General features: G+C 62.2%; 24 protein-coding genes. 11 read left to right on the top strand and 13 right to left on the bottom strand.

The genetic code is table 11. The annotated features are described in order from the left end of the window. The 11 genes from B5G06_RS05375 to B5G06_RS05425 form a co-directional block, all read left to right on the top strand. Positions 1-458, top strand: a 458-nt coding sequence (locus B5G06_RS05375) for a phage tail sheath C-terminal domain-containing protein (protein WP_275531980.1), incomplete at its 5' end; no start/stop codon positions are given. 12 nt (positions 459-470) lie between these two features. Next, positions 471-860: a hypothetical protein gene (locus B5G06_RS05380; protein ID WP_087188069.1), complete on the top strand. Its 390-nt coding sequence runs from the start codon at positions 471-473 to the stop codon at positions 858-860. Positions 861-874: 14 nt separating this feature from the next. Further along, positions 875-1,291 carry a hypothetical protein gene (locus tag B5G06_RS05385; protein WP_242955357.1) on the top strand — a complete coding sequence of 139 codons (417 nt, stop codon included), beginning with the start codon at positions 875-877 and terminating at the stop codon, positions 1,289-1,291. Then, positions 1,288-1,497 carry a molybdopterin oxidoreductase gene (locus B5G06_RS05390; RefSeq protein ID WP_087188070.1) on the top strand — a complete coding sequence of 70 codons (210 nt, stop codon included), beginning with the start codon at positions 1,288-1,290 and terminating at the stop codon, positions 1,495-1,497. The genes B5G06_RS05385 and B5G06_RS05390 overlap by 4 nt, the downstream gene beginning before the upstream one ends. Then, complete coding sequence (locus tag B5G06_RS05395; RefSeq protein ID WP_087188071.1) at positions 1,494-2,006, top strand: hypothetical protein; 513 nt, start codon at positions 1,494-1,496, stop codon at positions 2,004-2,006. Before B5G06_RS05390 ends, B5G06_RS05395 begins: the two co-directional genes overlap by 4 nt. Continuing rightward, positions 2,003-2,578 carry a SafA/ExsA family spore coat assembly protein gene (gene safA / locus B5G06_RS05400; RefSeq protein ID WP_343286352.1) on the top strand — a complete coding sequence of 192 codons (576 nt, stop codon included), beginning with the start codon at positions 2,003-2,005 and terminating at the stop codon, positions 2,576-2,578. The genes B5G06_RS05395 and safA overlap by 4 nt, the downstream gene beginning before the upstream one ends. Then, complete coding sequence (locus tag B5G06_RS05405) at positions 2,578-3,525, top strand: hypothetical protein (RefSeq protein ID WP_087188073.1); 948 nt, start codon at positions 2,578-2,580, stop codon at positions 3,523-3,525. Before safA ends, B5G06_RS05405 begins: the two co-directional genes overlap by 1 nt. A 12-nt stretch (positions 3,526-3,537) precedes the next feature. After that, positions 3,538-3,903 (top strand): hypothetical protein, encoded by a 366-nt coding sequence (locus B5G06_RS05410; RefSeq protein WP_087188074.1) that lies wholly within the window; start codon positions 3,538-3,540, stop codon positions 3,901-3,903. A 4-nt stretch (positions 3,904-3,907) separates the two neighbouring features. Further along, positions 3,908-4,255, top strand: coding sequence for a hypothetical protein (locus B5G06_RS05415; RefSeq protein WP_087188075.1), 348 nt, complete (start codon positions 3,908-3,910; stop codon positions 4,253-4,255). After that, positions 4,252-5,316, top strand: a complete 1,065-nt coding sequence (locus B5G06_RS05420) for a baseplate J/gp47 family protein (RefSeq protein WP_242955358.1) — start codon at positions 4,252-4,254, stop codon at positions 5,314-5,316. The genes B5G06_RS05415 and B5G06_RS05420 overlap by 4 nt, the downstream gene beginning before the upstream one ends. After that, positions 5,313-5,882 (top strand): DUF2313 domain-containing protein, encoded by a 570-nt coding sequence (locus tag B5G06_RS05425; protein ID WP_087188076.1) that lies wholly within the window; start codon positions 5,313-5,315, stop codon positions 5,880-5,882. Before B5G06_RS05420 ends, B5G06_RS05425 begins: the two co-directional genes overlap by 4 nt. A 77-nt stretch (positions 5,883-5,959) precedes the next feature. Here the strand turns inward: B5G06_RS05425 and B5G06_RS05430 are convergent, their stop codons facing one another. The 13 genes from B5G06_RS05430 to B5G06_RS05490 form a co-directional block, all read right to left on the bottom strand. Then, a complete protein-coding gene (locus B5G06_RS05430) occupies positions 5,960-6,823 on the bottom strand; it encodes a DMT family transporter (protein ID WP_158094664.1) in 864 nt (287 codons plus the stop codon). Between the two features lie 117 nt (positions 6,824-6,940). Continuing rightward, positions 6,941-7,624, bottom strand: coding sequence for a hypothetical protein (locus B5G06_RS05435; protein WP_087188078.1), 684 nt, complete (start codon positions 7,622-7,624; stop codon positions 6,941-6,943). After that, positions 7,621-8,376, bottom strand: a complete 756-nt coding sequence (locus B5G06_RS05440; protein WP_087188079.1) for a permease prefix domain 1-containing protein — start codon at positions 8,374-8,376, stop codon at positions 7,621-7,623. The genes B5G06_RS05435 and B5G06_RS05440 overlap by 4 nt, the downstream gene beginning before the upstream one ends. A gap of 12 nt (positions 8,377-8,388) precedes the next feature. Beyond that, on the bottom strand, positions 8,389-9,120 hold the full coding sequence (locus B5G06_RS05445) for a hypothetical protein (RefSeq protein ID WP_087188080.1): 732 nt from the start codon (positions 9,118-9,120) through the stop codon (positions 8,389-8,391). Further along, a complete protein-coding gene (locus B5G06_RS05450) occupies positions 9,117-9,875 on the bottom strand; it encodes a permease prefix domain 1-containing protein (RefSeq protein ID WP_087188081.1) in 759 nt (252 codons plus the stop codon). Before B5G06_RS05450 ends, B5G06_RS05445 begins: the two co-directional genes overlap by 4 nt. 4 nt (positions 9,876-9,879) lie before the next feature. Next, positions 9,880-10,506 carry a DUF5044 domain-containing protein gene (locus B5G06_RS05455; RefSeq protein ID WP_087188082.1) on the bottom strand — a complete coding sequence of 209 codons (627 nt, stop codon included), beginning with the start codon at positions 10,504-10,506 and terminating at the stop codon, positions 9,880-9,882. Continuing rightward, positions 10,499-11,317: a permease prefix domain 1-containing protein gene (locus tag B5G06_RS05460; protein WP_087188083.1), complete on the bottom strand. Its 819-nt coding sequence runs from the start codon at positions 11,315-11,317 to the stop codon at positions 10,499-10,501. The genes B5G06_RS05455 and B5G06_RS05460 overlap by 8 nt, the downstream gene beginning before the upstream one ends. Positions 11,318-11,321: 4 nt before the next feature. Then, a complete protein-coding gene (locus B5G06_RS05465; protein ID WP_087188084.1) occupies positions 11,322-11,993 on the bottom strand; it encodes a DUF5044 domain-containing protein in 672 nt (223 codons plus the stop codon). Between the two features lies 1 nt (position 11,994). After that, positions 11,995-12,798, bottom strand: a complete 804-nt coding sequence (locus tag B5G06_RS05470) for a permease prefix domain 1-containing protein (RefSeq protein WP_087188085.1) — start codon at positions 12,796-12,798, stop codon at positions 11,995-11,997. A gap of 4 nt (positions 12,799-12,802) precedes the next feature. Further along, positions 12,803-13,447 carry a DUF5044 domain-containing protein gene (locus B5G06_RS05475; RefSeq protein WP_087188086.1) on the bottom strand — a complete coding sequence of 215 codons (645 nt, stop codon included), beginning with the start codon at positions 13,445-13,447 and terminating at the stop codon, positions 12,803-12,805. Between the two features lies 1 nt (position 13,448). Further along, positions 13,449-14,351, bottom strand: a complete 903-nt coding sequence (locus B5G06_RS05480; RefSeq protein ID WP_242955359.1) for a hypothetical protein — start codon at positions 14,349-14,351, stop codon at positions 13,449-13,451. Next, positions 14,288-14,632 (bottom strand): PadR family transcriptional regulator, encoded by a 345-nt coding sequence (locus tag B5G06_RS05485; RefSeq protein WP_087188088.1) that lies wholly within the window; start codon positions 14,630-14,632, stop codon positions 14,288-14,290. The genes B5G06_RS05480 and B5G06_RS05485 overlap by 64 nt, the downstream gene beginning before the upstream one ends. 85 nt (positions 14,633-14,717) lie before the next feature. Beyond that, the gene (locus B5G06_RS05490; protein WP_087188089.1) at positions 14,718-15,674 is read right to left on the bottom strand and encodes a D-2-hydroxyacid dehydrogenase; all 957 of its coding nucleotides are present in this window, start codon (positions 15,672-15,674) and stop codon (positions 14,718-14,720) included. Positions 15,675-15,733: the final 59 nt, after the last annotated feature.

The following is a 15,733-nucleotide window of genomic DNA, read 5'->3' on the forward strand; positions in this document are numbered from 1 at the left end:
GGAAGCACATGAAGATTTCAGGTTTTCCCACCAGCAGCGACATCTATCTGGAGATCGACACCCTGGTGCGGGGCGGCGTCACTCCCCTGGAGAACGTGAGCGGCGTGGTCAGTGTGGTGCGGGGTGTCACCACCCGCACCAAAACCGGAGAGGCGGAGGACGCCACCTGGCGGGAACTGACTACCATCCGCATTGTGGATGACGTGATCCCCACCATTCGCAACTCCCTGCGGGCCAAGTTCCGCAGGACCAAGAACACCGAGCAGACACGGGGAGCTATCCGCTCCCAGGTGGTGCTGGAACTGGAGAACAAGCTGGCCAGGGAGATCATCACCGGCTACGATCAGGTGACGGTGGAGGCGGACACGGAAAATCCCACCGTCTGTCTGGTGGACTTCACCTTTACGGTGGCCCACGGCCTCAACCAGATCTGGCTCACCGCCCACATCACGGTATAAGGAGGGAAGCACATGAAGATTTCAGGTTTTCCCACCAGCAGCGACATCTATCTGGAGATCGACGGGAAGAAGGTGGCGGTGGTCCAGAGCTACACCGCCAAAACCACCCGCTCCAGCCAGAGCGTGGAGGCCTTCGGCGAGGAAGAGCCGGTGGCTACCATCCCCGGACAGCGCACCCATGTGCTGGAACTGACCCGGCTGTATGCCACCGACGAGGCCATCCGGGATGGCATCAACTTCCACGACCTGGAAGATTTCAGCCTGGTGATCTGCAAGCCCGACCGGAAGATTATCTACTCTGGCTGCCAGTGGAGCGCCATCGGCGAGACCGGCGCTCTGGGGGCCATGGTGGTGGAAAAGATCACGGTGGTGGCGGCCAAGCGGATCGAGACGGCGGTATGAGGAGTGAAACAGGGATGGAATCGCTGCTGAGCCGGAGGGACAGGCTGACCCTGGAGGACGGCACCCAGCTGCGGCTGCTCTCCGCCCTGGAGGTGCTGGAGGCACGCCGGGAGGGGGAGGAACTGGCCCAGGGCGAAGGAGAGCGGGCCCTGTGCGCCAACGCCTGCCTGCTGGCCCGGGCCCTGGAGGAGAACGGCAAGCCCCTGTTCTCCTCAGGTCGGGCGGTGCTGGAGCACCTCAGCGCCCGGGAGGTAGCCCAGTTGGCCCGACTGTGGGATAAGCTGGACCGGGCGGAAAATCCCTCCCCCGAGGATGGGGAGGAGGCCCGGGCCCTAAAAAAAGCCTGGAGCATACGCCTTATGAGCGCCTTCGCTGGCGTGTGCTCAAGACGTTTGGGGCCCTTCCCACGGAGGAGCGGGCTCAAAAAATGAAGGCCAGAGACTACCTGTGGTGCGCCCTCAACCTGATGCTGGACCGGGAGGAAGTACTGGAGCAGCTGTGCGCCTCCTGCCGGCAGAAGGCGGAGGAGGTGTGCTGCCCGGTGTGCGGACAGCCGGCGGGGGCCACCGTGGGTGGACAGAACGCCTCCTTCGATCAGGAGCGGTTTGAACGGCTGATGCGGGGGGAGAGGGCATGATCGACTATATTGGACAGCTGCTGGAACAGCAGCTGGAGCGGGAGGAAAGGGATGAGACCTGGGAGACCGGCCCGGTGCGGGTCCCCCTCCCTGCTGTGGGAGAAGAAGAGGCCGGACAGAGCGGAGAGAACACGGAAGAAGCTGTCTTGTCCAGTCTGGAGGGCAGGGACGGGGCCGGTTTGGCTCTGACGGCGGGCGGTTCCGGAACTGTCACCGGCGGAGATATCCGCCGGTGGGCGGCGGGGTTAGACGTACTGGGTCAGGCCGGGGAGCGCCGGACGAATGGCGGGCCGGAGACTGACCGGGCCTGGACGGAGGCTGTCCGGGAGCTGGATCAGGCGGTACGGATCAGCCTGGCGGGCCTTCCGGTGGCGGAGCGGCAGACGCAAGTGGTGACATTGGAGCCGCCGGGCAGAGAACAGAACGGCGGCCAGGATGGGCTGCGGCGGCTGGACCGGCTGGTGCGGCGGGACGCACGAAGATTTGACGGGGGGTTTCAACTGCTGTGAGACTGGCGGCAATGCGCTATAAAAACTATGTATGGCCCCACAATCCCAGGGTGTATTCCATCTCCTTCAAGCGGAAGGTGGGGGCCAGGGAGGTGCCCTTCGGCCACTATGCCCTGCAGGATCTGGGACCCTCTTACCGCATCATGCGAGGAGAAGGAGAGTTTGTGGGGGAGGGGGCCTACGACGAATTCAAGAAGTTGGCCAGCGTCTTTTACAACGAGGGGCCGGGTATCCTGGTCCATCCGGTGTGGCAGACGGCCAACGCCTACTTTGTGGAGCTCTCCCTCAGTCAGGAGCCCAGAGCGGACTATGTGAAGTACACTTTTACCTTCTGGGAGGAGTTCGGTGGGCACAGCACAGGTACCCGAGTGACCACCGCCTCTGGCGGAACGACGGGAGGGACCGCCCAGACTGGTTCCACCGGAGAGCAGTGGTACACCGTGGTACGGGGGGACACCATGTGGGGGATTGCCCGGCGGTATGGAGTGAGTCTGACAGACCTTATCGCCCTCAATCCCCAGATCAAAAATCCCAACCTGATCTACCCGGGGCAGAAAGTGCGGGTGGCGTGATGGAGGCCGTACTGCATTGCTGGGACGGAAGTCAGATTGCTCTGCCCCAGGTAACGGAATGGAAGTTTCAGTATGGGCTGGGCACCCCCTGCGACAGCTTCGAGGTGCGCTGCCTGTGGGAGCCGGAGGAGGATCTGCTGGCGGAGGCAGTCAGCTTTACCGCCGACGATGGAGGTCAGCGGGTATTCACGGGCTTGGTGGACGAGTGCGAGCGGGGTTGGGATGAACAGGGCGGTTTTTTGACCATATCTGGTCGAGGTATGGCGGCCCGGCTGCTGGACAATGAGGCTCTGGGTATGGACTACCAGGTGGCCACCTGGCAGGACATCCTGCGGGACCATGTGACGCCCTACGGGCTGGAGGCGGCGCCGGGGGCCAAACTCACCGCCGTGCCCGGCTTTTCCGTGGCGGTGGGAAGCAGCGAGTGGCAGGTGGTCTATGAGTTCTGCCGGTATTACGGCGGGATTACCCCCCGGTTTGACCGGCTGGGGCGGCTGGTGGTCACCCCTTGGGAGACAGGGGAGAAGCTGGTGCTGTCCGAGGACACGGGGGTGACCGCACTTACCCTGCGGGATCAGCGGTACGGCGTTCTGTCCCAGATCCTGGTGCGTGACAGGACCACCGGGGCGGTGCAGACGGTGGAAAACGAGGACTTCGCCCGGCGGGGCGGACGGTGCCGGAGGGTGCTTACCATGCCGGGGAAGAGCAGTTATCAGACCATGCGCTATTCCGGCAACTACCAGCTGGAGCGGTCGGCGGAGGAACTGCGGCAGCTGGAGCTGGAATTGCCCGGGACCTTTGTGGCCTGGCCGGGGGAGCTGGTGGAAGTCCACCTGAACAAGCCGGTAGGCCGGGGCACCTGGCGGGTAGCGGAAATGGTGAGCGGAATGGACGAAAAGGGAACCTACACCCGGCTGGTGCTGGGGGACCCGGCGGCATTGAAGTAGGAGGGAGACAAGATGTGGCTGGCACAGCAGCAGCGGCGTAGAAGAAAAGATGGAGGTTCTCAGGTGGGCACCGTTACCCTGGGGGGCGACCCGGCAGGGGTATGCCTGGACGGCGAGCGGCGTGACCTGCCGGTATTTGCCCCCGGCGGCTATGTATGGCGGCCAGCCCGGGGTGACCAGGTGCTGGTCCTCAAGACCGGCGCCGACGGTGAGGCCCCCTGCGTAGCGGGGGCACGGTGTGCCGAGGAGTACGGCGTGGCAGAAGGTGAGGTGCTGCTCTACAGCGGAGGCACCTCCATTCGCCTGGGCATGGACGGCACGGTGTCCGTGACCGGCAAACTGCTGGTCAACGGCAAGGAGGTCATGACGAGGGAGTGAGCAGATGGAACTGATGGTAAGGGACGGCGACTATGTGCCCGACGAGGGGGGCGGCTACCGGCGGGCGGAGGGCAGCCAGGAGCTGCTCCAGAGGGTGCTGTGGAAGCTGTCCATCCCGCGGGGCAGCTTCCCCTTTCTGCCCAACCTGGGCAGCCAGCTCTACCAGCTGGGCCGCTGCAAGCCCGCCCAGCGACAGAACCTGGCCCAGCAATATGTGGCCCAGGCCCTGGAGGACGAGCCTGACCTGACGGTGACTGCCGTGAGCCTGAAGGAGGACGGCACCATGGAGGTGGCGCTGACCTGGCAGGGGGAGGAGCTGAAGCTGTCGGTTGAGACGGGAGGGATTTGGTGAGATCCATTGACGAGATCTATGGAGAGATGACGGCCATCTTTGAGAAAGAGACGGGGATTGCTCTGGCCGGAGACGGAGATATGGCGGTGCGGCTGTACGCCGTGGCTGCCCAGATCTACGCCCTGTACATTCAGGCCGACTGGTTAAACCGCCAGTGCTTTCCCCAGAGTGCGGAGGGGGAATATCTGGACAAGCACGCCCAGCTGCGGGGCCTGGAACGCCGTGAGGCTGTGGCGGCGGAGGGGACAATTCGTTTCCAGACGGACAGTGCCGCCCAGGCTGATCTGACCATCCCGGCGGGGACGGTGTGTATGACGGCGGGGCTGATCCGTTTTGAGACCACCCAGGAGGTTACCCTCCAGGCCGGTGAAACCCAGATGGACGCCCCGGCAACCGCCCTGGAGCCGGGGACGGCGGGCAATGTGGCGGCAGGCGCCATCCGGGCCATGGCAGTGGCCCCGGTGGGGGTCAGCCGGTGTACCAATCCGGAGGGATTCTCCGGCGGCCTGGATGCGGAGGACGACGAGACCCTGCGGGCCAGAGTGCTGGAGACCTTCCAGCGGATGCCCAACGGAGCAAACGCCGCCTACTATGAGCAGAGCGCCATGTCCTTTCCTCAGGTGGCGGCTGCGGCGGTGGTGTCCCGGCCCAGAGGGGTGGGCTCGGTGGATGTGGTTGTGGCTACCGCTGCCGGAGTGCCCGATGAGGAGCTGCTGGAGGAATTGCAGGCCTATTTTGAGGAGCGGCGGGAGATCGCCGTGGATGTGCAGGTGCGTGCCCCGGAAGTACAGAATGTGGATGTGACCGCTCAGATCCAGACAGCGGCCAACCGGGACGGGGAGACGGTGCGGCAGAATGTGGAGCAGGCCATTCGGAGCTGGTTTAATGGACAGCGACTGGGCCAGAACATCCTGCGGGCTAAGCTGGGCCAGCTGATCTATGAGGTGGACGGAGTGGAAAACTACACACTTACCGCCCCCGCCGCCGATGTGACGGTGGAGCACGATGTACTGCCCCAACTGAACACTGTCTCGGTCACCCGTACGGAGGGGACGGTATGAGCGGATATGCACAATATCTGAAGGAACTGCTGCGGCCCCTGCGGGTTTATGAACTGGAGGGCACCGCCAACGGCGGGGAGCTGGAGGCCCAGGGTCAGGCGCTGGACGGCGTGGAAGCTGGTCTGGAGGAGATCCAGCGGGAGATGCTGCTCTCCACGGCGGAGGACCGGGGGCTGGAGGCTGTGGAGAGCCTGCTGACCCGGCGGCCGGTGACCGCCGATCTGGAAATGCGGCGGGCGGCCTTGGCCGCCCTGCTCCGCATCGGTGGAGACAGCTTCACTCTGGCGGCCATCAATGACAATCTGAAAGGTTGCGGCATCAATGCCCAGGCCAGAGAGACCGGAAAGGCGGGGACGGTGGAGGTTTACTTCCCTGATGTACCCGGAATCCCCGATGGGTTTGAAGAATTGCGGGAGATCATTGAGAGCATTCTGCCCGCCCATTTGGGTGTAGAATATGTGTACTGGTATATCACCTGGGCACTGATGGAACAGAAGTTTTCCACTTGGGGCGAGATCGAGACTTTGGGACCCACCTGGGAGGAACTGGAGAAGATGGTGGAGTAACAGCCGGTGGGGAGAACAAACAGAAGAAGCACAGACCGGCCTGTTTGACCGTCTGTGCTTCTTGTTGGTTATGTAGTTTAAAGCGTGCCCAGGACCATGCCGGCAATCACCAGGAAAATGCCGATCACGCCGGTGACGGTGATGGTTTCATGGAGGGCCACGGCGCTGACCACCAGGGTAACCAGGGGGACCATGTAGATGTACAGGCTGGCTTTCAGCACGCTGATCTTCTGAGTGGCCTTATTCCAGAACAGGTAGCATAGAGCGCTGCCCACAAAGCCCAGATACATCAGCTTCAGCCCATTTTCCCAGGTGAACACCGATTCAAAGGGGATGGGATGACCGTCCAGCAGGACCAGAGGAAGCACCGTCAGGATGCCGTAAAACATCAGCTTTCTGGTGATGAGCAGGCCGTCGTACAGCGGGGACCACCGGCGCAGCAGCAGGCAGTAGACCGACCAGGAGGCGGCGGCGGACAGGGCCAGCAGATCTCCCAGGGGCCGAAGATGGAGGGCGGTCATACCGTTGAGGACCACCAGCACCACGCCCACGAAGGCCACGGCGTAGCCGGTGATCTGGCCCCGCTTCAGATGCTCCTCCTTCCGGATGACCGCCAGAAGCAGGGCCATCATGATGGGGGACGTGGAGACCAGGATGCTCACGTTGGAGGTCTGGGTCAGGGTGATGGCGTTGGTTTCCGCCAGACAGTAGAGGGTGTTGGAAAACAGGGCCAACAGGAGGAAACGCCACTCCTCCCGCCAGCGGAAATACCACTTGGGATGGAGGACCCACAGTAGAAGATAGGCCAGAATGAAGCGGAGCAGCATCAGCTGGACGGGCTGGAGGAAGGTCATCAGGCCCTTACTCACCATAAAAGTGGAGCCCCAGACCACAACGCAGACCAGGGCCATCCCGTGGCCCATCCACTGGCTTTTCTTCACAATGACCGACCTCCTGTTCCATATTGCCCGGTGTGGCCGGACAGAGGGTCCGGTCACCCAAGGCAATGTTAGCATCAACAGGGCTGCAAGTAAATCATTGGAAGAGTTGCCAGCAGGTCAGGAAGTAGGGGAATCCTGGCAGATCAAATTACCGTCGGCGTCATAGCCCTGGCACCAGGCCAGCCAGATGGCAACGCTGTCATCGGATGGGCCGGGTGCCAGGGTGGAGGGAGCGGCCCACACGCCGTCAGCCACCTGGGTAAAGGTGGGAGAGACGCCGTGGCTGTCGATGGCGGCCTGGGGATCGGCCCGTTCACTGGCACCCAGAGAAATCAGCTGGGCCTCTACCCGCACCACCCTGGGATCGGTGCAGATCACCACGGGGGTGGCCTCAAAGGCAAGGCCAATATTGGGTTGAGAGCCGAACAGATTGCAGTAAATGGGATCTTCCTGCTGGGTGAGATCCAGCTGCCAAAAGGGAAGGGTGTCCGCAGGCCGCCACAGGAAACCGGCCAGCCGGTCCAGGGTGTAAAACTGCACGGTGTCCCCCTGGCGGCCCACAAACCACCAGGTGCTTTTTGGTACATAGTCACCCCGGAGCTCCTGGTATTGGATGGGGCCGGAGGCCAGGATGGTGTTATCTATCACATAGTGTTCCCGGTTCAGACGCTCACACGCGGCGGCGGAGGAGGGGAGGGGAGTATCCAGGGCTACCCAGACGGAGAGCAGTCCCAGGCACAGCAGCAGGATGCTCAAGGCCCAGCGGATGCGGGGTAGGGTATAGTAGCGAAAATGGGTCATGAAAACGGCACCTCCTCCTCCAGCTCAATGCGGAGTATGATCTGGTCGCCGGGTTTGCCCAGGGTGATGGTGAACCATTGGGCGCCGGGGGTGGGATCGGTGATGGTGAGATACCCGCTGGCGGCCAAGGGCGAGGTGGACCAGGTGGAGCAATAGGCCTCCCCGGTGGCACCGGTGGAGTCGATCCAGGTACAGGGCACCTGGTACAGTTCCAGGTTATCCAGCCACAGCTGCCAGTGGGAGACCGAGAGGGAAACCTGGAGTTCCAGCTGAGGATGGTCGGGGTAATCCGGCGTGCGGATCAGGGCGGCGTCGTGGGCGGTGACAGTATAGCCTCCCACCGTTCCGCTGCCGGAGGCGGAGCCGGAGACCACCAGAGTTTCGTCCGGCTGGGAGGGAAGGGTGCAGGAGGGCGGGAGCAGGGAGGTGTGGGCAAAGAGGCCGGTCTGATGCAGGCCGCTGGCCACGGTGCTGACCAGAATGAGCATGACGCCCAGCACGGTGAAGAGGGCGGTCAGGCCGGGGACCAGAGGACTGTGGCAGCGGTCCAGCTCATGGCCGATCTGATAGGGATCTCCCATGGCCTCCACCGCCCGGCGGGCGGCTACCTCAGGTTCGATGCCCTGTTCCTCCAGTGCGGCGGCGTGATCCTCCAGGTGAGCGGTCAGCTCTTCCCGGGCCAGACGTTTTGCCAGCGGCAGTCGGATGACAGAACACACCTGGTCGCAGAATTGTTCAAATGGCTGGCACAAGGCGGATTCACCTCATTCCCTGTCTTTGGTGGGATCATAGGAGCAGACCAGATTGCCGTCGGCGTCATAGCCCTGGCAGAAGGCCACGAGATAGCCGCTGCTCTTGGGGGATGCCCAGGGGATCAGGACATAGGGGGAGGGACCTACCCATACTCCGTCTCCCGCCTTGGTGAAGGTGGGGGAGACTCCGCGCTGGGCGATGGCGGCCTGTGGATTGGCCCAGTCCTCCTCTGACAGGGCAACCAGTTGGGCCTCCACCCGCACCACAGCGGGGTCCGCACAGAGGAGGATGGGAATGACCTTTGAGGCATCCATACCAGAGAAGCCATCCAGGGAGGTCAGCTGAAAGACATCAAAGGTACATCCGATGGGCTGATCCTGGAGGGAGAGCTGATAGGAACGGCCACGGGTAGCGCGGTCCAATGGGCGCCACAGGAACCCGGCCAGCCGCTCCAGCACCTGGAGCTGAAAGCGATCGCCGCTGCGGCGTATGAACCACCAGCAGTCCCGGTCGGTATAATCACTTTTGATGATGATCCCTTCCTCCGTCATATCGATGGGGCCGGAGGCCACGATCTCGCCGCCGGAGCTGTAGTTTTCCCGATCTATCCGGGCGCAGATGGCGGCCGGGGAGGGGAGCGGGGCATCCAGTGAAAGCCACAGGAAGAAGAGACAGAACAGAGCGGCTATGATACTCAGGACCAGCAGGAGGCGGGGCAGGATGTAATAGCGAAAGTGTTTCATGCCGGAGGCACCTCCTCATCCAGAGTGATTTCCAGGGTGCATTGATCGCCGGGCCTGCCCAGAGTGACGGAGAACCAGCTGCAGCCGGGGGTGGGGTCCTCCAGAACCAGATACCAGTTTTGAGCCAGAAGGGTGGAGGCCATGGGGCAACAGGAGACCGTACCGGAGGCGCCGTCGGAGTCGGTCCAGACGGCGGGGATGGAGGGGGTCAGGTGGTCCAGCCAGGGCTGCCAGTGGGAGACGGTGACAGCGGCCTGGATTTCCAGCATGGAGGGGCGGAATTTGGTGCTGGGGCGGTGGACCAGAGCGGCGTCTTTGGCCTGGATGGTATAGCCCCCCACATGGCCGCCGCCCTGGGCATCTCCCTCGCAGAGCAGGTCTCCATCGTCCCAGCCGGGCAGGGTGGGGGTGGGCAGCAGCACGGTTTCATAGCGGAAGAAACCAGTCTGATGCAGAACGCTGGCGCAGAAGCCGATGAGAAAGAGGGCGCAGGCGCACAGGGCAAAGATTTTGGACAGCCGGGGGAGCAGAGGGCTGTGACAGCGGTCCAGCTGGCGGCCGATCTCCTGTGGGTCTCCCATGGCTTCCACGGCCTGGACTGCGGCCTCCTCAGCAGAGATCCCTTTCTCCTCCAGCGCGGCGGCGTGGTCCTCCAGGTGGGCGGTCAGCTCTTCCCGGGCCAGATGCCGGGCGGGAGGCCAGCGGATAGATGCACACACCTGATCGCAGAAACTATCAAAGGTTTTGGAGGACATACACTCACCTCAGTTCATAACGAGTCGTCCAGGATTCCGGTTCAGGGGACTGGTAGATCAGCCTTCCGTCGGCGTCGTAGCCACGGAGGCGGATACGGTCCATATAATAGGCGGGGAGCAGGTTCCCGGTGAGCTGAAACCAGAAGCAGCCGTCTGCCACCGGGCCCTGGCGGAGGGTATTCAGGCCATAGACTCTGCCGGCGTCCGACTCAGAGACCAACACCGGGTACTCCACCTCCACCTGGACAATGTCCGGGTCACCGGCCAGCACCAGAACAGCCCCCCAACTGTAGGGTGTGACGGCACTCAGCGGTTGTTCCGGGTCCCGGTAAAGGGACACAAGCGTGCCGGAATCCCAGAGCAGCCCTTCCCGGGACAGACCACACCAGGCGTACCAGTTTCCCATGCGCAGCAGGTACTGGCGGTCATAGAGAGGGCCGGACCCCAGATCCGCCACCACCTGGCCGTCCTCCCAGTAATACCGGGTCTGGGTGGCCCGCAGGGCCTGTTCAGCGGTAAGCATGGGGAAATCCAGGGTGACGGCCAGGAAAACCAGAGTAAGCAGCAGGACTACGGCGTCCCGCAGGATGCGCCATTTGCGGCCTCGCCGGGAGATGGAACGTTCAGCCATCTGCTTCGCCTCCCTTCAGCGGAACGGTGAGGGAGAGGCGGACTTCTCCATAGCGGTCGAAGCGGAAGGTCAACTGGGAGGCTGCCGGGTCCACATTGGTGACGGTGAGGCAGTAGTGAGTGGCAAAGGGGAAATCACCCATGGGGGTGCTGACCTGCACTCTGGAAAAGACGGTTTCGTCCAGAGCCTGCCACTCCCGGGGAGAGGGATAGCGGTTGCCCACATCGTCCTCCGCCCACAAGTCATAGCCAAAGGCGGGACAGCGCAGCCAGGGATTGGATTGCGTTACCTGAAGGATACAGTCCACATAGCGGGCGCCGGAGTAGTTCTCAATGCCGACCTGTTTTATGGTGTAGGTATAGGGCGGGTCCTGATAGACAGCATTGGTCTCATACTGAGCCACCAGATTGTCCGGGTGGACATGACGCTCAAAGTAGAGGGCGGGATCGCTGCTGACAGAATCGGGCTTTCCGGTCAGGTTCTCCAAGGTGCCGGGCAGGTGGAACAGGGAAAATATTATAATGATGGCTGACAAGAACCACACCACCGCTTGAAACCAGATCTGGAACCACCCCAGCAGGAGACTGTGGCTCTCATTCAGGGCCCGGCCCAGTTCTTCCGGGTCTCCCATAGCCAGAACAGCTGCCTCTTCGGCCTCCTCCGGGAGTAGGTCGGGGTGAAGTTCCAGCAGGGCGTCCCGGTGGTCCTCCAGGTGGGCGGTGAGTTCGGCGGTGATGGCGTCGTGGTCGGGAGAGAAGCGGACAAAGGCACACACCTGTCTGCAAAATGTCTCGCAGCGATTGGAGGCCATACACTCACCTCAATTCATAATGGGTGGCCCAGGATTCCGGTATAGGGGATTGGTAGCGCAAGGCTCCGGCGGCGTCGTAGCCCTTGACCTGGAGATCCTCCGGAAAGACAAAGCCGGGGCCTGACGTATAGGGAATCAGGAAGCAGTTCTCCGTGCTCTGGGTCTGGCTGGCGGAGAGCAGGGTGTAGCCCTGTTTTGTTTCGGCAGAAATAGGGAACGTGATCTCCACCTGAGTGATCTCTGGATCATTGGAGATTACCAGTACAATCCCGTTATACTGATTGCTGACGATGAGGGGAACTAGGGGAAGATCCGGATCATTTTCCACAGCGCCCAGTTCACCGGTCTGCCAGAACAACAGAAGGCGGCGGTTGATTCCGCACCAGGCGTACCAGTCCCCGTTGCGGAGGATGTAGTAGCGGTCATAGCTGCCGACCCGGTCACTGCTCCGGACAAAGAGCCGGCTGACAAGATGGTTTATGGAATAATCCTGGGTGCTTATGACTTCCCCAGGACCGAAAAAGTAGCGGGCCTGAGTGGCCTCCAGAGCCTGATTGGCGGTGAGGACGGGGAAGTCAAGCCGGAGCGTCAGTATCACCAGGATGATTACAAGCAGCAGAGTGTCCCGGACGATGCGGCGCTTACGCTGGGCAGGCGTGACAAAGCGTCTGACCATGTTATGCGCCTCCTTTCAGGGGCAGGGTGAAATAGAGAATATCCTCTCCGTAGCGGTCAAAGTGAAGGGTGACGGAGGTGGCCTCTAGGGGGATGTTGTCTACCCACAGCCCGTAATAGGAGGCAAAAAAATACGAATTGGTAAGGCTTCCTCCGGAGTGAATATCAGAAAATTGATAGGGTACCACCTGACATTCAGAGGGATAGGTGTTGCCCAAATCGTCCTCCGCCCAAAGCCAGTCCATAAATTCCGGCCGACCCTGCCAGGGGTTGGGATGGGACACCTTCAGGAGATAGCGCAGCGTCAGAGTGTTGCTGCCGGAGTTCCGGAATACGATGGCCCGCGGAACGGAAAAATCATAGTCCCGGTACTGTCCCACAGCACCTGGAGTGTCATCGGATACCACATCAAACGCCTCATAATGCTCCAGCAGGTTTTCAATATGGCCATCGTATTGGAGAGGGGCGGTCAGATTGGTGATCAGCTGCCCCAATTGGGGTAACGTAAGAAGCAGCACCAGCACCGCCAGGCCCCAAACCAGTCGGCGGAACCAGATCTGAAACCACCCCAGTAGGGGACTGTGGCTCTCATTCAGGGCCCGGCCCAATTCCACCGGGTCTCCCATGGCACTCACTGCCGCCGCTTCGGCCTCCTCCGGGGGCAGGTCAGGGTGAAGTTCCAGTAGAGCGTCCCGGTGGTCCTCCAGGTGGGCGGTGAGTTCGGCGGTGATGGCGTCGTGGTCGGGAGAGAAGCGGACAAAGGCGCACACCTGCCTGCAAAATGTCTCGCAGCGATTGGAGGACATACACTCACCTCAATTCATAACGGGTGGCCCAGGATTCCGGTTTGGGTGACTGGTAGAGCAGGGCTCCGGCGGCGTCGTAGCCCTTGACCTGGAGGTCCTCCGGAAAGAAGAAGCCGGGACCTGATGTATAGGGGATCAGGAAGCAGTTCTCTGTACTCTCGGTCTGGCTGGCGGAGAGCAGGGTGTAGCCCTGCTTTGTTTCAGCAGAAATGGGGAACGTGATCTCCACCTGGGTGATCTCTGGGTCGTTGGAGATCACCAGCACAGCTCCGCTGTTCCAGTCGCTGACCACCAGAGGTACCAGAGGCAGGTCCGGATCGTTCTCCACAGCGTCCAGGCCGCCGGTCTGCCAGAACAGGCCGTAGTGGTTGACGCCGCACCAGGCGTACCAGTCCCCGTGGCGGAGAATGTAGTAGCGGTCGTACTGGCCGATCTTGACTTTGTTGGCCTCCCGGGAATAGTCCAGAGTAGTGATGACCTCCCCGGGGCCGAAGAAATAGCGGTCCTGGGTGGCCTCCAGGGCCTGTTCGGCGGTGAGGATGGGAAAGTCCAGCCGGAGTATCAGCACCACCAGGACTACTGCCAGCAGCAGGGCGTCCCGGAGGATGCGGCGCTTCCGCTGGGCGGGGGTGACAAAGGATCTGGCCATGTCAGTCCCCTCCTTTCAGCGGCAGGGTCAGAGAGATGGCGTTCTCTCCGAAGCGGTCAAAGTGGAGGGTGACGGAGGTTGCCTCCGGATCAATACCCCCCACCCATAGATCATAGTAGGAGGCGAAGGGATAGACGGCGGATGGATTGCCGGAGGAATCCCCGGCGGAGGTGGGCAGCTGGTACAGCCCCTGCTCACCTCTGGAGGGGTAGCGGTTGCCCAGATCGTCCTCGGCCCACAGCCATTCCCGGAATTCCGGCCCCCGCTGCCAGGGGTTGGAGTGGGTCACCTTCAGCAGATAGCTCAGATGCAAGGCCTCGTCACGGTATACGCTGGTCTCCGAGTGTGTGACAACCGCCCGCTGGATGGAGAAGGTGTAGCTCTCATACTGCCAAACAGCGCCGGGGGTGAAATCGGCCACCACGTCGTGCTCGTCATAATGCTCCAGAAGATAGCCCATCCCCACACCGTCGTAACTGGGGGGCGCGATCAGGTTAGTGACCGTCTCTTTTGCCTGGGGTAGGGCGAAGAGCAGGATGAGGATGGCCAGAGTCCACACCACCCGGCGGAACCAGATCTGAAACCAGCCCAACAGGGGATGATGGATCTGATCCAGCCAGCGGCCCAGTTCTTCCGGGTCTCCCATGGCCCGGACGGCCCTGGACTCGGCGTCCCACAGGGTCATGTTTGGATAGGCCTCCAGCAGGGTGTCCCGGTGCTCCTCCATGTGGCCGGTTAGCTCTGCGGAAATGGCGTCGTGGTCGGGAGAGAACCGGACGAAGGAACATACCTGACCGCAGAATTGGTTTATGGTGAGCCGGGAACCGCCGGGGGCGTCCATCAGGCCATGGCCGGGGCGGACCCGGCCAGCACCGCGTTCACCGCCTGGGAGAAGGTGGTCCACTCCTTCTTCTTCTCATCCAGCAGCCGAAAGCCCTTTTTTGTGATGTGGTAATACTTGCGGGTGCGGCCGGTGGGGGCCTCCTTCTCGTAGGACTGGACCGCCCCCTCCTTCTCCAGGGTGTGGAGAATGGGGTAGAGGGTGCCCTCCTTCATGGAGAAGGTGTGGTCGCTCTTGGCCTCCAGCTCGGCGATCATCTGGTAGCCGTACTTGTCCTCTCCGGACAGGAGAGAGAGTACCAGCAGGGTGGTGCTGCCAGACAGCAGGGATTTATCCGCTTTCATGGGAAACCTCCTTTCAGATCAAAAACAATACCTCGGGTTTCTAGGTATATTATACCTAGAAACCCGAGGTATGTCAACAGAGGTTTTATTTCATGCGGCTGCGAAGGGGCTGGCCGGACAAAAAGCGGTCCAGATTGTCCAAAAACAGGGCCTGGAGCTGATCCAGGGTGACCTGCATATGGTTGTAGCCTCCGGCGGTGTGGGGGGTGATGAGGGCCCGGGGAGCGCTCCAGAGAGGGTGATCCGGAGGGAGGGGCTCCGGGTCGGTGACATCCAGTCCCGCCCCCAGCAGATGCCCCTGGGACAGGACTTCCGCCAGGGCGGCACAGTCGATGGCAGAGCCCCGGCCGGCGTTGAGAAGCACGGCATCGGACTTCATCAGCAGCAGACGGCGACGGTCCATGAGTCCGGCGGTATCCCTGTTATGGGGGAGGACCAGGGCCACCACATCGGCCTGGGGAAGCAGGCAGTCGATGGTGGACAGGGGGAAAGTCTGGTCGAAGTCCTCCACGGAAGCGTCGGAGCGGTGGAGGCCCATGACGGTTTTGGCCCCCAGCGCCCGGCACAGGTGGGCGAAGTGGCGGCCGATGTCGCCGGTACCGCCCACCAGAACGGTCTGCCCCCGCGGGGAGTGGACGTGGCCTAAATCGGCCCAGGTGTGGGCGTTTTGCTGATCCCGGTAGGCGGGCAGCCGCTTGTAGATGGCCAGCAGCATGGCCAGCAGATGCTCGGAGACGGCGGGGCCGTAGGCTCCGGCGGCGCAGGTAAGGAGCACCCCCTCGGGCAGCACGCCCGGGGCCAGATAGGGGTCCACACCAGCGTTCCAGCTCTGGACCCATTTCAGCCGGGGGAAGGTTTTGAGATCTGCCGGGGGAACGAAACCCATGAGGATGGTGGTGCGTTCCCGCCAGTCCTGGGGGATGGCGGCAGCACCTCGGCGGTCGCTGGTGGGGAGAAAGAGGTGCTCCTCGCTGGGAGCGGCGGTACGGAAGCGGTCCTGCTCTTCCGGGGTGAGGGGGAGCAGGTGGAGAATGGTTTCCATAGATGAAGCCTCCAGGTATAGATGATGTAAAAAGGGGGGCCGGTCTCACGACCGGCCCC

The sequence above is a fragment of the Flavonifractor sp. An52 genome, assembly GCF_002159385.1.
Taxonomy (GTDB): Bacteria; Bacillota; Clostridia; order Oscillospirales; family Oscillospiraceae; genus Flavonifractor; species Flavonifractor avicola.

Coding starts and splice junctions, on each gene's coding strand:
- B5G06_RS05460 (WP_087188083.1), bottom strand. CDS start 11,317: ATGGCCTCCAATCGCTGCGAGACATTTTGCAGACAGGTGTGTGCCTTT.
- B5G06_RS05475 (WP_087188086.1), bottom strand. CDS start 13,447: ATGGCCAGATCCTTTGTCACCCCCGCCCAGCGGAAGCGCCGCATCCTC.
- B5G06_RS05485 (WP_087188088.1), bottom strand. CDS start 14,632: ATGAAAGCGGATAAATCCCTGCTGTCTGGCAGCACCACCCTGCTGGTA.
- B5G06_RS05395 (WP_087188071.1), top strand. CDS start 1,494: ATGATCGACTATATTGGACAGCTGCTGGAACAGCAGCTGGAGCGGGAG.
- B5G06_RS05450 (WP_087188081.1), bottom strand. CDS start 9,875: ATGTCCTCCAAAACCTTTGATAGTTTCTGCGATCAGGTGTGTGCATCT.
- B5G06_RS05405 (WP_087188073.1), top strand. CDS start 2,578: ATGGAGGCCGTACTGCATTGCTGGGACGGAAGTCAGATTGCTCTGCCC.
- B5G06_RS05445 (WP_087188080.1), bottom strand. CDS start 9,120: ATGAAACACTTTCGCTATTACATCCTGCCCCGCCTCCTGCTGGTCCTG.
- B5G06_RS05490 (WP_087188089.1), bottom strand. CDS start 15,674: ATGGAAACCATTCTCCACCTGCTCCCCCTCACCCCGGAAGAGCAGGAC.
- B5G06_RS05465 (WP_087188084.1), bottom strand. CDS start 11,993: ATGGTCAGACGCTTTGTCACGCCTGCCCAGCGTAAGCGCCGCATCGTC.
- B5G06_RS05455 (WP_087188082.1), bottom strand. CDS start 10,506: ATGGCTGAACGTTCCATCTCCCGGCGAGGCCGCAAATGGCGCATCCTG.
- B5G06_RS05385 (WP_242955357.1), top strand. CDS start 875: ATGGAATCGCTGCTGAGCCGGAGGGACAGGCTGACCCTGGAGGACGGC.
- B5G06_RS05470 (WP_087188085.1), bottom strand. CDS start 12,798: ATGTCCTCCAATCGCTGCGAGACATTTTGCAGGCAGGTGTGCGCCTTT.
- B5G06_RS05425 (WP_087188076.1), top strand. CDS start 5,313: ATGAGCGGATATGCACAATATCTGAAGGAACTGCTGCGGCCCCTGCGG.
- B5G06_RS05415 (WP_087188075.1), top strand. CDS start 3,908: ATGGAACTGATGGTAAGGGACGGCGACTATGTGCCCGACGAGGGGGGC.
- B5G06_RS05410 (WP_087188074.1), top strand. CDS start 3,538: ATGTGGCTGGCACAGCAGCAGCGGCGTAGAAGAAAAGATGGAGGTTCT.
- B5G06_RS05380 (WP_087188069.1), top strand. CDS start 471: ATGAAGATTTCAGGTTTTCCCACCAGCAGCGACATCTATCTGGAGATC.
- B5G06_RS05435 (WP_087188078.1), bottom strand. CDS start 7,624: ATGACCCATTTTCGCTACTATACCCTACCCCGCATCCGCTGGGCCTTG.
- B5G06_RS05390 (WP_087188070.1), top strand. CDS start 1,288: ATGAAGGCCAGAGACTACCTGTGGTGCGCCCTCAACCTGATGCTGGAC.